Origin of the sequence: Micromonospora sp. C97, from assembly GCF_018070385.1 — a bacterium.
Lineage (GTDB): Bacteria > Actinomycetota > Actinomycetes > Mycobacteriales > Micromonosporaceae > Micromonospora > Micromonospora parva.
Genome location: NZ_JAGPXU010000008.1, coordinates 141782 through 155123, shown reverse-complemented (window position 1 = coordinate 155123; position 13342 = coordinate 141782). Strand labels below are relative to the sequence as shown.

Here is a 13342-nt window from a genome sequence, read left to right as displayed (position 1 = left end):
CTTCTTTTCTGTCACGGCCGCTCATTCCTGGTCTCTCCAGGCGGAGGCGGGCTGTTGTCTTCTCGTCGGCCGCCGGCTGTCCCGGTGTTCGGGACCGTCGGGGCTCGGCCGGAGCGCTCGTTGGCGATGAGCTCCTCCAGCCAGCGGACCTCGCGCTCACAGGCATCAAGACCGTGGCGCTGCAGTTCCAGCGTGTAAGCGTCGAGGCGCTCGGCCGCCCGGCCCAGCACGTCACGAAGCCCTTCGCGACGCTCCTCGATCTTGCGGCGGCGACCCTCCAGGATGCGCAGTCGGGTCGCCTGGTCGGTCCGGGCGAAGAACGCGAAGTGCACCCCGAAGCCCGTGTCGTCGTACGTCTCGGGCCCGGCCTGTGCGATCAGCTGGGCGAAGCGTTCCTTGCCTTCCGCGGTGATTTTGTAGACCACCCGACCTCGTCGGCTGGTCAGCGCGGGAACCTCCTCGGCAGTGGCGGGCGTCTCAGCAGCTTCGGTGATCCATCCCGCCGCCTGCAGCCTGCGTAGCGTGGGGTAGAGCGAGCCGTAGCTGATCGCCGCCCGGATCGCGCCGAGTTTGGCGGTCAGCTCCTTGCGCAGCTCATAGCCGTGCATCGGAGACTCCTGCAGGAGGCCGAGGATGGCGAACTCGAGCACGGGGCCACCCTCTCTTTACCCTCCGGCGTGGAGTGATAACCGCCGCGATGTATCGGACCGATACATCGCACGTTAGCGGGTCGCGGGGGTCGGGGCAAACCCCCGTTCCGAGATGTCGTCGTCACGGAATGTGAGCGCGGTCGCCTGCTCGGGCCGGACCGCGTACCCTTCTCCGCATGCGTACGCAGCGCCAGGTCGTCGACTACTCGCTTCAGAAGCGAGCGGTGCTGCGTGAGCTCCTGGCCGGCCGAGTCGGCACGTACGACGTCTGCGACGCATCGCCGTACCTGAAGAACGCCGCTCGGTTCCATGGTGAGCCGACCGACCGGCGCTGCCCGATCTGCCGCAGCGAAAACCTGACCCTCGTCCACTACATTTACGGTGACGAACTCAAGCAGTCCGCCGGGCAGGCCCGGACACTTGCCGAGTTGCCAGTGCTGGCGATGACGCTGCGTGAGTTCCAGGTCTTCGTGGTGGAGGTGTGCCTCGGTTGTGACTGGAACCATCTCGTCGAGCAGTACCTGCTCGGCCGGGACGGTCTGGCCGCCGACAGCGACGGCACCGGCGAGCAGGACGCGGCGGGCGCCGAAGGCGCCGGCCGGCGGAGGCGAGAGGCGCAACGGTGATCTCAGCTGGTTGTACCGGCCCCGGGGCCGCAGACGTAACCCGGGACGGTCGACTGGATGGTGGTCCGATTGGCCCGATTGATACGGCAATGACCCCGGTCGGCCGGCACCCCCGTGCCGGCGCCCCGGGTGAAGCAACTCACGGCAACCCGGTGGCGGCGCAGCAGCGCCCCACCGCGACCGGCAGGGTGTGAGGAATGAACTCGTACGGCGATCCCAGTTCTGCGCGCGGACGGACCCAGCACTCGGGTCCCGACGGTGACCCCGGACCGGGCGCGGACGACGCGTACCGCAGACCCGGCGGTGACTCCGGCGGGAGCGGCTGGTCAGCCTCCGACCGAGGCACGGCAACCCCAGGCCGGGCCTCGGTGACACCACGGGCTGCCGGTGGTCGCGCCACGGTTGGCGGCTCCGCCTCGGTGCCGCCGCGTGGCGGCGCGGCCGCCGGATCCGCCTCGGTGGGTTCGGCATCGCCGGGCCGGGCCGGACGGGCCTCGGTGCCGGTATCGCCGGCACCGGGTGTGGCCGCCACCGGTCGCGCTGGCGCCGGTCGGGCCTCGGTGCCCGTCTCCCCGGCGCCGGGCGCACCGGCAGGACGGGCGGCGGTCGGCGCCGCGGCCGTCGGGGCCGCCTCGGTCGGCACCGCCTCGGCGGGCCGGGCCAGCGTCGGCTCCGCGTCGGTCGGCGGTCGTGCGGCGGTCGCTCGGGCGAGCGTCTCACCGGTCTCCGGTGGGCCGGGCGGGCCCAATGGGCCGGGAGGCCCGGGCGGTCCCGGTCGGGGCGGTCGTGGTCCGGGTGACCCGGGTGCCGCGGCGCGGGCCAAGAAGCGCAAGCGGATGAACCTGCTGATCGCCGGGTTCGCCGTCTTCATCATGCTCGCCGGCATCGGCGTGGTCGGGTTCACCTACTACTCGACGAACGTGGTGCTCCCGGACGAGATCACCCCGCCGCAGGCGACCACGCTGTACGCCTTCGACAACAAGACGATCATCGCCAAGGTGGGGGATCAGAACCGCACCCTGGTCACCATCGACCAGATTCCGCAGTACGTGCAGGACGCGGTGGCCGCCGCCGAGGACCGGAACTTCTACCGGCACTCCGGTGTGGACTACAAGGGCATCGCCCGTGCCGGCTGGAACAACCTCTCCGGCGGCGACAAGCAGGGTGCCTCCACCATCACCCAGCAGTACGCGCGTAACGCCTACGACAACCTGAAGGACGACACGTACGCCCGGAAGGTGAAGGAGGCGATCCTCGCCTCCAAGCTCAACGACGAGTACACGAAGCCGCAGATCATGCAGCACTACCTCAACGTGATCTACTTCGGCCGGGGCGCGTACGGCATCGAGGCGGCGTCGCAGACCTACTTCGGTAAGTCGGTGAAGGACCTCAAGCCGGCCGAGGGCGCGGTGCTCGCAGCCCTGATCAAGCAACCGGAACCCAGCTCCACCCACCAGGGGTACGACCCGGCGATCAACCCGACCGACGCCCAGGACCGCTGGAACTACGTGATCGACGGCATGGTCAAGGAGGGCTGGCTCGGTGTGCCCGGCAAGGAGCCGCGGCCTACCGAGTACCCGATGAAGAGCATCAAGGCCCCGAAGAAGGGCGGCATCGGCGTCGACTTCGGCGTCGACACCCCGTACGGCAACGTCATCAACTACGTCCGCCAGGAGATGCGGGACAGGGGCATCTGCGTCGAGAAGGACGCGGAGGTGACCGACGCCAAGCCGCTGTGCTCCCAGGCGCTGATGGCCGGCGGCTACCGGATCCGCACCACGGTGGACACCAAGATGCAGGCCGCGGCGGTCGAGACGGCCCAGCGCAAGTCCAAGGGCTCCGAGTTGGCCGGTGAGCGGAGCAACATCATGGCCGCGGTGGTGGCGATCGACCCCACCAACGGTCGGGTCGTCGCGTACTACGGCGGTGACAACGGCACCGGCACCGACTATGCCGGCAAGAACACCGACTCCACCGGGGCGATCAGTGGCGGTCACTCCCCCGGATCAAGCTTCAAGATCTACACCCTGGCGGCGGCGCTCAAGGAGAAGAAGTCACTCGAGTCCCGGTGGAAGGGCAAGGCTTTCAAGCCGACAGGCACCTTCAAGGTCAGCAACGCCGGCACCGACAACCCCTCCTGCGGCAACTCCTGCACCCTCAGGGTGTCCACGCTGAAGTCCCTCAACGTGCCGTTCTACTACGTCACCGAGGAGATCGGCGCGGACAAGGTCGTCGACATGGCCAAGCAGGCCGGTGTCACCACCATGTGGCGTACTGACACCAACCCGGCGAAGGCCTACGACCTGACCAAGACCGACGCGAAGGACGTCACGCCGGAGCCGTTCTTCAACGTGGTCGGCTACGGCCAGTACCCGATCACCGTGCTGGACCACGCCAACGGCGTCGCCACCTTCGCCAACGGCGGCGTCTACAACAAGGCCCACTTCCTCTACTCGGTCGAGAAGCAGAACCCGAACACCGGTAAGTGGGACAAGGTCTACAGCGAGAAGCTCGACTCGAAGCGCAGAATCGACAAGAGCGTCGTGGACGACGTGACGTCAGTGCTGAAGGACTACCCGGCCGCTGTCAACCATCGGCTCGATGACGGTCGCAAGGCGGCCTCCAAGACCGGCACCTGGGAACTCAAGGGCGGCAGCGAGGACAACGGCGACGCCTGGATGATCGGTTACACGCCACAGCTGGCCACCGCGGTGTGGGTGGGCAACGTGCGGGACCGCAAGCCACTCATCCTCAAGGACGGCCGCAAGGTCAGTGGTGGAAACCTCCCGGGCGACATCTGGGAGCGGTTCATGAACGAGGCGCTGAAGGGCAAACCGAAGCTCGACTTCCCGCCGGCGGCGAACGTCGGCGATCCGGACTCCGGAAACGGCGAAGCGCCTCCGCCTCCGCCCCCACCGCCGCCGCCGTCGAATCAACCCAACCAGCCGTGTAACCCGCTGATCGACCTGTTCTGCAACAACAACCCCGGGGGCGGTGGTAACCCCGGCGGGGGCGGCAACCCCGGGGGCGGCGGTACACCCGGCGGGGGCGGCAACCCCGGGGGCAATCCCGGTGGCGCCGGCGGTGGCCTGTTACCCAGCCTGCCACCCAACCGGGACTGACCCACACCAGCGCACGACGCCGCCGCCGGCCGGACGACCTGTCCCGGCCGGCGGCGGCGTTTTCGTACCCGGAACTCCGCGCCGGGACGGGACGGGCACCCCTGTCGTACGGCAGGATGCCTCTTCATGAGCACCCAGTCGACGCCCGGTATCGACGAAGCCGGAACCATCGACCACCCGTCCCGCTCCGATGGGTTCGTCCGCGGCATCTCCGCCGCGATCGGCGGCCCACTGGGCGACCACGCGACCGCGCTGAACCGGCCAGCCGGTCGGGAGCGCCGCTTCTGGACCGCCGTCCGGATCGTGCTGGCCCTGACCTGCCTGACGCTCGCGCTGCACTGGGTGCAGAAGTCGCCGTGTCAGGACGGCGCCTGGCAGAACAACGTCCAGTACACCCGGTTCTGCTACACCGACGTCCTCGCCCTCTACTACGCCGAAGGTCTCAACGAGGGCAAGGTGCCCTACCGTGACCACCCGGTGGAGTACCCGGTGCTGACCGGCTACTTCATGGGGGCACTGGGCCTGCCGGTGCACGCGATCGGTGACGGCGACCCGAGCATCAACCAGGGGCAGTGGTTCTACAACCTCAACGCGCTGGTGCTGGGCGCGCTCGCGGTGGCCACGGTGGCGGTGATCCTGGCACTGCGCCGCCGACGACCCTGGGACGCGGCGCTGTTCGCACTGGCCCCGGCGCTGGTGCTCACCGCCACCGTCAACTGGGACCTGCTCGCCATCGGGTTGGCCGCCTTCGGCCTGCTGGCCTGGGCCCGGAAACGACCGGCGGTGGCCGGCGTACTGCTCGGGCTGGCCGGCGCCGCGAAACTCTGGCCGCTGTTCCTGCTCGGGCCGATCCTCATCCTGGCGCTACGGGCCGACCGGGTCCGCGCCGCGCTCACCGCCATCGGTACGGCGGTCGCCGCCGTGGTGCTGGTGAACCTGCCGGCCGCCCGGGCGTACCCGGAGAACTGGGACCGGTTCTTCGAGCTGAACACCACCCGGCCGATCGACTGGGGCACGCTCTGGTACATCGGGCGCTACCTGGACGGCAAGGTCGGCAACGACCCCGCCCAGCTCGGTCCGTTCGAGTGGCTGAACGCCAACATCCCCACCCTCAACACCCTGTCGTACGCGCTGTTCGGGTTGGCCTGCCTCGGCGTGGCCGTGCTGGCGCTGCGGGCACCACGTCGACCGCGGCTGGCTCAGCTCGGCTTCCTGGTGGTGGCGGCGTTCCTCATCTTCAGCAAGGTCTGGTCGCAGCAGTTCGTCCTCTGGCTGCTCCCGCTGGTGGTGCTGGCCCGGCCGAAGTGGGGCGCGTTCCTGGCCTGGCAGATCGCCGAGGTCTGCTACTTCGTCGCCTTCTACGGCGAACTGCTCGGCGCGGCGACCAGCCGTCCGGTCTTCCCGGAGGGTGTGTTCGTGCTGGCCTCGACGTTGCGGCTGGCCACTGTGGTGGTGCTCTGCGGGTTTGTGGTGCGGGAGATCCTGCACCCCGAGCAGGACGCGGTGCGGGCCACCTACCCGGACGACCCGGACGGCGGCGTTCTCGACGGCGCACCAGACGCGCCCTGGATAGACCGGTGGCGCCGCAGAGAGACGAGCAGCGAACCGCAACCCGAGCCCGTCCCAACCACCTGACCCAGAGCCCCAAGGTCTACTACGGCCGGAACCACGTCAGGGTTTGCGGGGGAGCCCGCCCGGCGCAGGGATCAAGCCTGACCGCCCGGAGCCGGGCGGGATCCCCCCGCAAACCCCGCCCATGAAGAGCTTCAGAGCCGATAGACGACCGCGTCCCCGACCTCCTGCCGGCTGATGCCGAGCGACTCGACCGGGGCGTCAATGGTGATCTCCCACGGTGTGCCGGCGACCTGGTCGCGCAGCAGCACCACAGTGCGGACGCCGAGCGTGCGCAGGTAGTCGACGCTCGTCTGGTCCGGGAACGACTGGCTCACCCGACGGACGTCGTCGAGCTGGCGCGGCGTGAAGCCGCTACCACCGTTGACCACGTCGGGGAACCCGCTGGTCGACCAGAGCATCACGTGCTGGTCCAGGCTCTGATTGCTGGGCAGCACCAGCATCGGCCCTTCCGCCGAACGCATCGCCGCCGGCTGGGTCGGCACCACCGGATGCGGGGTGGTGTTCAGGCCCTCGACGGTGACCAGCAGCAGCGGCAGCAGGGTGGCCATCCGCAGCCACGGCCCCGGCCAGGACGGGATCCGTTGCGCGGTCAACTCGCGGACCCGGTCGGTGAGCGCGGTGACCGCGCCCGCCGCGAGCAGGGCGAGCAACAACGTGGTCCAGAGCATCAACCGCCCAGGGGTACGCAACCCGCTCCAGCCCGGCAGGTGCTCGAAGAGTGGCACGTAGGTGAAGGTGCCGTCGAAGAAGCGGGTGCCCATCGCGAAGGCCATCGTCACCAGCACCCCGACCAGCAGCAGCAGTCGCTGCCGCAGCCGCCAGACCGAGAAGAACAACCCACCCGCGGCGAGCGCGTAGAGCACGAAGCCCGGCAGGAGGGTCATCTCCGGGTGCCACGGCAGTGCCGCCCGGGCCCCCTCGTGCAGCCCACCCCAGATCCGCGACTCCGCGGGCGCCGTCACGAAGCCCGACGCCGGCGGCGAGAAGATGCTGATGTCGGCGATGGTGCGCTCGGCGTACGGGTGCAGCTCGGTCACCTTGTAGAACGGGAACGCCATCAACAGGCCGATACCGGCGAACAACACCCCGCCGAGCAGATCGGCGGTGAACAGCCGGCGACCGAACGGAACGGCCTGCCTGGTGCGCAGCCGCCGCGCGAAGAAGAGGACGGCAGCGACCAGCACCGTGCCGGCCAGGAAGTACGCGAACGGCAACCCGATGCCGAAGCCGAGGCTGAGCTGCCACGCCGCCACCAGCCAACCGGCGTAGACCCAGCCGTCATGCCGTCGCTCCGGCCGGTAACCGTGTCGGAGGGACCAACCGTGCCCGCGCGCCAACATCGCCAGTGCCAGCGGGATGCCCCCGTTGGAGAGCACGTGCAGGTGCCCGGCCTGGGCCAGCAGCCACGGCGCGTAGGTGTAACTCACACCGGCGACGGCGGCACCGATCCGGCCGGCCCCGAGCTGTCGGGCCAACGCGTACGCCCCGAGCGTGGCGAGCGCGTGCGCCAACACGAACATGATGTTGTAGCGCAGGATGGCGTCCTCGGGACCGCTGCCGAGCATGCCGGCCGGGGCGTACCCGAGCAGGGTGTCGGAGAACGCGAAGCTCCACAGCTCGGGGAAGAACGTGTTGGACTGCCACAGGCGCGCCGGGTCGGCCAGCAGGATGTGCCCGGACCAGGCCATCTGCCAGGCCTGCAGGCTGGGGTCCCAGTAGTCCTGCGGGAGGGTGTAGCGCGGATAGCGCAGCGTCGGCCAGGTCATCAGCACGGCCAGTGCCGTGGCGGCGAGGGTGGCCAGGGTCCACTCGTGGATCAGGAACCGACCGACGGCGCGGCCGGCCCTAGTGAAGATGGAGGGCCGTGGCTCCGGCGCGGAGGCGAACGCCTCCCAACGCTCCGGGCCGACGGGCTTCGCCTCGCCGTCGGCCTTGTCCGGACCGTCGGCGTCGTCACCCTTCGCGCCCTTGCCCGCGTCACCGCCCTTGGTCGCGCCGGTGTCCTTGGTCGCGCCGCTGTCCTTGGCGGCAGTGCTGTCCTTGGTGCTGGTGCTGTCCTTGGTCGCGCCGGTGTCCTTGGTCGTGGTGCTGTCCTTGGCGGTGCTGGCGCTGGTGGTGCTGCCGCCCTGGGCGGCGTCCTGCTTGGTGGCGGCCTTCGTGTCGCCGCGCCGGGCCGTGTCGCTGGCGGGACCGCTCGTCGCGGGGGCGGCCTCGGGGTCGCCACTCGGGGCGGCTCCACTGCCTGCACCGACGTCCGGCGGCGAGCCCGCGGTGGTCTCGGTGGCGGCGTTGTCGGAGGTACGAGCCGGGTCGGAGGGGCGAGCCGGCTGGGTGGGCGTGCCCGGCGCGGCCGTGGTGGCGGGTCGGCTCTCGGTGTCCGCGCCGGTTGGGGTGGGCGGGGTGTTGCCGGTCCGGGGCTGTCCGCTCGTCATGCCGCCGGGCTCTCCGCTCCGAGTTGCTCACGCAGAAAGTCGATGTCGGCGGCCTGGCCGGCCACGCCGCCCGGTGTCTCGACGACCACCGGCGCGCCGGCCGCCCGGATCACCGCCACCACCAGCTCCGGGTCGATAGTCCCGCCGCCGAGGTTGTCGTGTCGGTCCTGGCCGGAGTTGAACGCACCCTTGGAGTTGTTGGCGTGCACCAGGTCGATCCGCCCGGTGATCGCCTTTACCCGGTCGACCAGGCCGAGCAGCTCCTCGCCGCCGGCGTACGCGTGGCAGGTGTCCAGGCAGAAGCCGACCTCGTGGTCACCGATGGCGTCCCAGAGTCGGGCGAGCGCGTCCAGCCGTCGGGCGCAGGCGTTGTCGCCGCCGGCGGTGTTCTCGATCAGGACCGGCACGCCGAAGCCGCCGGAGTCTGCCGCGTACGCGAAGGTCTTGCGCCAGTTGTCGAAGCCGACGGCCAGGTCGTCGCCCGCGTTGACGTGCCCACCGTGGACGATCAGGCCCTTGGCGCCGATCGCGGCGGCCGCGGTGGCGTGCCCGAGCAGCAGCTTTCGGCTCGGGATCCGGATGCGGTTGTTGAGCGTGGCCACGTTGATGACGTACGGCGCGTGCACGTACAGGTCGACCTCGGCGGCGCGCAGCCGCTCGGCGTCTTCGCGCGGCTTGGGTGCCTTCCAACCCTGTGGGTCGGAGAGGAAGAACTGCACGGTGTCGGCGGACCGGGCGGCCGCCTCCGCCAGCGGGTCGGTCGAGTCGACGTGGGCTCCGATACGCATGCGAGCGAGCCTACGTCGCGACCCCGACAGCCGGGGCGACGGCCGGGGCGGTGTCGCGTCACCGGGCGGACCGACGATCGTTGATGGGTGTGAACCGGCGACCAGCATTCCGGTGCCGCCTGTGGCGCGAGCGCCGCACCCGGTGATCGGCGGTCGCCGGCCGACAGCGAGGTCACCCCCGCTGCGCGGCCCGGCGCAGCGGGGGCGACCCCATCGCACAGCGGCCACCGAGCGACGACGATCTCGGAAAATTGTGCTTTTTCCCCCGACAAGGTACGAGTGCTGTTGTATCGTCAGATAACAACACGATAAAGCTCCGCGGGGCGTCTTCGGTCCAACCTCATCGGTGTGGTCGTTCCTCCCCAGGTCCCACCCAAGGAATGCGGACCGGACGCCCCGCGGCCTCGTAGACGGGGGTCCACCACCGGCCGATTGACGGTCGGACGGTGGGCCCCCGTCGGCATGTCCGGGTGCCGGCCCGACCACCCCGGGCATGATCGTTGGGACCGGGTATCCTGGTCAGGTTGTCCGCGTCCGGCCGGGTTCCCTCGGCGCGTGCGGACCACGACACAAGACCTCCTGCCACGGAAGGACCGTGGCCGCTTAGCCCACAGGAGGTGAGCACGTCTTGCGTCATTACGAGATCATGGTGATCCTCGACCCCAGCCTCGAGGAACGCACCGTCGCCCCGTCGCTCGACACGTACCTGAACGTGATTCGGACCGCGGGTGGCTCGGTTGAGAAGACCGACGTGTGGGGCCGCCGGCGCCTCGCGTACGAGATCAACAAAAAGGCAGAGGGCATCTACGCCGTCGTCGACCTGCAGGCCACGCCTGCTGCGGTCGCCGAGCTGGACCGTCAGCTGCGACTCAACGAGTCCGTGCTGCGCACCAAGGTCCTCCGACCGGAAATGCGCTAAGCCTTCAAACCCCCGGTTCGTCCGGATCAGCCTCCGCGACTCTGTCGTAGGGCTCTGGGAGCCTGTACGACGAGACGCTGAGTGCGCGAGGAGATGGTCATGGCAGGAGACACCACCATCACGGTCATCGGCAATCTGACCGATGACCCCGAGTTGCGGTTCACCCCCTCCGGGGCTGCGGTCGCCAAGTTCCGAGTCGCTTCGACGCCCCGTTTCATGGACAAGGCGTCGAACGAGTGGAAGGACGGCGAGCCGCTGTTCCTCGCTTGCACCGTGTGGCGGCAGGCCGCCGAGCACGTCGCCGAGTCGCTGCAGCGTGGCGCTCGGGTGATCGTGTCGGGCCGGCTGCGTCAGCGGTCGTACGAGACCCGCGAGGGTGAGAAGCGCACCGTCATCGAGCTCGAGGTCGACGAGATCGGCCCGTCGCTGCGCTACGCCACGGCGAAGGTGCAGAAGATGTCCCGCTCCGGCGGCGGTGGCGGCGGCTTCGGTGGCGGTGGTGGTGGCAACCAGGGTGGCGGCGGAGGCAACTTCGACGACCCCTGGGCTTCGGCCGCTCCCTCTCCCGCGCGTGCCGGTTCGGGCGCCAATTTTGACGAGGAGCCACCGTTCTAATGGCGCCGAGCGCCCGCGATCGCAAACCAGGAGCACGTGCAATGGCCAAGGCTGCGGCACTTCGCAAGCCGAAGAAGAAGGTGAACCCGCTCGACAAGGACGGGATCACCTATATCGATTACAAGGACACCGCGCTGCTGCGGAAGTTCATCTCCGACCGCGGCAAGATCCGCGCTCGACGGGTGACCGGCGTTACCTCGCAGCAGCAGCGGCAGATCGCCCGCGCGGTCAAGAACGCCCGTGAGATGGCGCTCCTGCCGTACACGGCCACCACCCGCTGAGAGGAGGCACCGATATGAAGATCATCCTGACTCAGGAAGTGTCCGGCCTCGGTGCCCCGGGCGACATCGTCGAGGTCAAGAACGGCTACGGCCGTAACTACCTGCTGCCGCAGGGCTTCGCGATCGCCTGGACCAAGGGCGCGGAAAAGCAGGTCACGGTCATCAAGCGGGCCCGTTCGGCCCGCGAGATCCGCGACCTCGACCACGCCAACGAGGTCAAGGCTCAGCTCGAGGGTCTCAAGGTCAACCTGAAGGTCCGCGCCGGCGACGGCGGGCGGCTCTTCGGCTCGGTCACCCCGGCCGAGATCGTCGACGCCGTCAAGGCGGCCAGCGGCCCGGTCCTCGACCGGCGTCGGCTGGAGGTGCCCGGTCACATCAAGTCGACCGGCACCTACCCGGTGAAGATCAAGCTGCACCCCGAGGTGACCGCGTCGTTCAACCTGAACGTCGTTCAGGGCTGACGTCCGCAACACCACCACGAGGGCCCGCACCGAGTAATCGGTGCGGGCCCTCGTGCGTACGTCATCCGATCCGACGCTGCCCGGACCCGGATGGCCCGCGCGGCCCGGCCCGCACACCGCCAGCGCGGCCCGGCCCGCAGCCCGGCCGCCGGGTCACCCGATGGGCTGGCCCGTCACCGCGCTGATCAGCACCGTGGAAAGGCCGCCGCCCACCACCGCGGCGGCAACCGCGATGGTCGCCGACCGCCACGTCGTACCGACCCGACGCAGCAGCGCCGCCACCACCAGACTGCTCACCAGCGCCAAACCGAAGCGCGGCGAACCGGCGAGCAGTGACTCCAACGCGCGGGACCGCGCCGAGTCACACCCACCCCCGCTGATGTCTGTCACACAACCCGCCGGTGCCTGGCTGTCCAACGTCAACAACCAGACGAAGATCAGCATCGCCGGCACCAGGTAACAGGCCGCCGTGTACAACAGGGGCCGGACCGACCCGCCCGGGTCCGGGTCCAGCAGGTCGTCCTCCAGACGCCGCGCCCAGGCACCAGTGGCCGCCGACTCGACGCGCTGGCGCACCGACGCCGAGCCCACCGCCGGCCGGTCCGCCCGACGCCGGGGCGCACCCGCGCCCGGCACGCCGGCCCGTGGTGCAGGCGAGCTGCGCGGTCGAGGAGCGGTGTAACCCACCACCGGAGACCGTGGCGCAGACGTCGGAGGATCTATCCACCGCGGGTCGTCGTCGGCCAGCCGGGTGCCAGACCAGAAACCGTCCTCACGGCTCGGCCAACCCTCGGCCGCCACCGAACGATCCGAGCGCGGCGGCAGCGTACGGTCCCACTGGTCATCCTCGATCGCGGACCGCTCCCACTGGCCGGTGCGGTCCGACCGCTCCCAACCACCGACGCTCTCCACCGCCGACCACTGCCCGCTCAGGTCCCCGCCGTCCGCTCCCGCCGCAGGCGGCCACGCGTGCACGCCCGAGGCGTCCCACGGGTCCACCGCCGGGGGGTACGACGGTTCAGGCTCCGTCACCCGGTCCGATCCGCGCACCCACGGGTCGGCCGCCGGACGGGTCCAGGACTCCTCCGCCGCACGACGGCTACGCCGGCTGGGTCGGCTCGGCGCCTCGTCCGGCACCTGCTCGGTCGGGGCGGACTCGACATCCCCGCCCGACCAGATCACCTGCGGACGGCCGGCGGGCGCGCGGCGGGGACGACGGTCCGAGACCGCACCGGAGACCGGCTCGTCCCCACCGGCGTCGGCCCGGCGTCGGCCGGCGTACCCCTGATCCTGCGGTCGGTCGAGCGTCCACTCCCGGGTGTGGTCCGAGTCTGGCGCGGGGCCGATCGCCGGCTGCTCCCGCCGACGCGTGTCGCCGCCCCGCCACTGCGAAGTCGCCGACTCGGCGGACCGCCGGCCCGCACCGGAGGGCGGCGGGTCGAGCTCGTCATCGTCCTCGTCCGGTGCCGCGTGACGACCGCCGCCGTCCGCGTGCCGGACCCCCGACTCCAGCGCCCACCGGGGCAGGTAGGCGTCGACAGGCTCGTCCTGGCCGCGGTCCAACGCACGGCGCCGGCTGGAGGTGCGGTAGCGCCCGTCCTCGTCGTACGGATCAACCGGAACAGACGCCGCGGGCTCACGCCACGAGGCGGTTGGCTGGCGCTCGCGCGGGCTGCCATCGCCGCGTCCCCAGTCCCGGTAATTCACGGCCGGAGTGTGACCCTTCTGAACCGAAAGCGGAATCCGCTGTCCAGGTGTAGCCGTTCGCTGGAGATAGTACGGGACGATCGTGTCACAGGCCCGACCGAAATAT

At 70.2% G+C, this 13342-nt stretch carries 11 protein-coding genes; 7 read left to right on the top strand and 4 right to left on the bottom strand.

What is annotated here, in order from left to right:
- Positions 1–11 precede the first annotated feature (11 nt).
- On the bottom strand, positions 12–650 hold the full coding sequence (locus KBX26_RS14255) for a PadR family transcriptional regulator (protein ID WP_196920348.1): 639 nt from the start codon (positions 648–650) through the stop codon (positions 12–14).
- A 176-nt stretch (positions 651–826) separates the two neighbouring features.
- Here KBX26_RS14255 and KBX26_RS14250 point away from each other — a divergent pair, with 176 nt between their 5' ends.
- From KBX26_RS14250 to KBX26_RS14240, 3 genes are all read left to right on the top strand, one after another.
- On the top strand, positions 827–1276 hold the full coding sequence (locus tag KBX26_RS14250; RefSeq protein WP_030331821.1) for a DUF5318 domain-containing protein: 450 nt from the start codon (positions 827–829) through the stop codon (positions 1274–1276).
- 197 nt (positions 1277–1473) lie between these two features.
- On the top strand, positions 1474–4398 hold the full coding sequence (locus KBX26_RS14245; RefSeq protein ID WP_030331819.1) for a transglycosylase domain-containing protein: 2925 nt from the start codon (positions 1474–1476) through the stop codon (positions 4396–4398).
- A gap of 126 nt (positions 4399–4524) precedes the next feature.
- Complete coding sequence (locus KBX26_RS14240; protein ID WP_210865602.1) at positions 4525–6033, top strand: glycosyltransferase family 87 protein; 1509 nt, start codon at positions 4525–4527, stop codon at positions 6031–6033.
- Positions 6034–6164: 131 nt separating this feature from the next.
- Here the strand turns inward: KBX26_RS14240 and KBX26_RS14235 are convergent, their stop codons facing one another.
- Both KBX26_RS14235 and KBX26_RS14230 read right to left on the bottom strand, forming a co-directional pair.
- A complete protein-coding gene (locus KBX26_RS14235; RefSeq protein WP_210865601.1) occupies positions 6165–8465 on the bottom strand; it encodes a hypothetical protein in 2301 nt (766 codons plus the stop codon).
- On the bottom strand, positions 8462–9253 hold the full coding sequence (locus KBX26_RS14230; RefSeq protein WP_030331813.1) for a deoxyribonuclease IV: 792 nt from the start codon (positions 9251–9253) through the stop codon (positions 8462–8464). The genes KBX26_RS14235 and KBX26_RS14230 overlap by 4 nt, the downstream gene beginning before the upstream one ends.
- Positions 9254–9881: 628 nt before the next feature.
- On the opposite strand from KBX26_RS14230, the gene rpsF reads away from it, so the two are divergent.
- The 4 genes from rpsF to rplI all read left to right on the top strand — a co-directional run bounded on the left by rpsF (position 9882) and on the right by rplI (position 11529).
- Positions 9882–10172, top strand: coding sequence for a 30S ribosomal protein S6 (rpsF, locus tag KBX26_RS14225; protein ID WP_036411437.1), 291 nt, complete (start codon positions 9882–9884; stop codon positions 10170–10172).
- Positions 10173–10253: 81 nt separating this feature from the next.
- Positions 10254–10787 (top strand): single-stranded DNA-binding protein, encoded by a 534-nt coding sequence (locus KBX26_RS14220; protein WP_030331808.1) that lies wholly within the window; start codon positions 10254–10256, stop codon positions 10785–10787.
- A gap of 41 nt (positions 10788–10828) precedes the next feature.
- Positions 10829–11068, top strand: a complete 240-nt coding sequence (rpsR, locus tag KBX26_RS14215) for a 30S ribosomal protein S18 (protein WP_013289355.1) — start codon at positions 10829–10831, stop codon at positions 11066–11068.
- Between the two features lie 14 nt (positions 11069–11082).
- Positions 11083–11529, top strand: coding sequence for a 50S ribosomal protein L9 (rplI, locus tag KBX26_RS14210; protein ID WP_030331806.1), 447 nt, complete (start codon positions 11083–11085; stop codon positions 11527–11529).
- 153 nt (positions 11530–11682) lie between these two features.
- Here rplI and KBX26_RS14205 read toward each other — a convergent pair whose 3' ends face one another.
- Positions 11683–13236, bottom strand: coding sequence for a hypothetical protein (locus KBX26_RS14205; RefSeq protein ID WP_210865600.1), 1554 nt, complete (start codon positions 13234–13236; stop codon positions 11683–11685).
- Between the last annotated feature and the right edge of the window lie 106 nt (positions 13237–13342).

What these genes read in the sequence shown, in the direction of transcription:
- KBX26_RS14245 (WP_030331819.1), top strand. Translation starts at nt 1,474, where the DNA reads ATGAACTCGTACGGCGATCCCAGTTCTGCGCGCGGACGGACCCAGCAC.
- KBX26_RS14240 (WP_210865602.1), top strand. Translation starts at nt 4,525, where the DNA reads ATGAGCACCCAGTCGACGCCCGGTATCGACGAAGCCGGAACCATCGAC.
- rplI (WP_030331806.1), top strand. Translation starts at nt 11,083, where the DNA reads ATGAAGATCATCCTGACTCAGGAAGTGTCCGGCCTCGGTGCCCCGGGC.
- KBX26_RS14250 (WP_030331821.1), top strand. Translation starts at nt 827, where the DNA reads ATGCGTACGCAGCGCCAGGTCGTCGACTACTCGCTTCAGAAGCGAGCG.
- KBX26_RS14235 (WP_210865601.1), bottom strand. Translation starts at nt 8,465, where the DNA reads ATGACGAGCGGACAGCCCCGGACCGGCAACACCCCGCCCACCCCAACC.
- rpsR (WP_013289355.1), top strand. Translation starts at nt 10,829, where the DNA reads ATGGCCAAGGCTGCGGCACTTCGCAAGCCGAAGAAGAAGGTGAACCCG.
- KBX26_RS14230 (WP_030331813.1), bottom strand. Translation starts at nt 9,253, where the DNA reads ATGCGTATCGGAGCCCACGTCGACTCGACCGACCCGCTGGCGGAGGCG.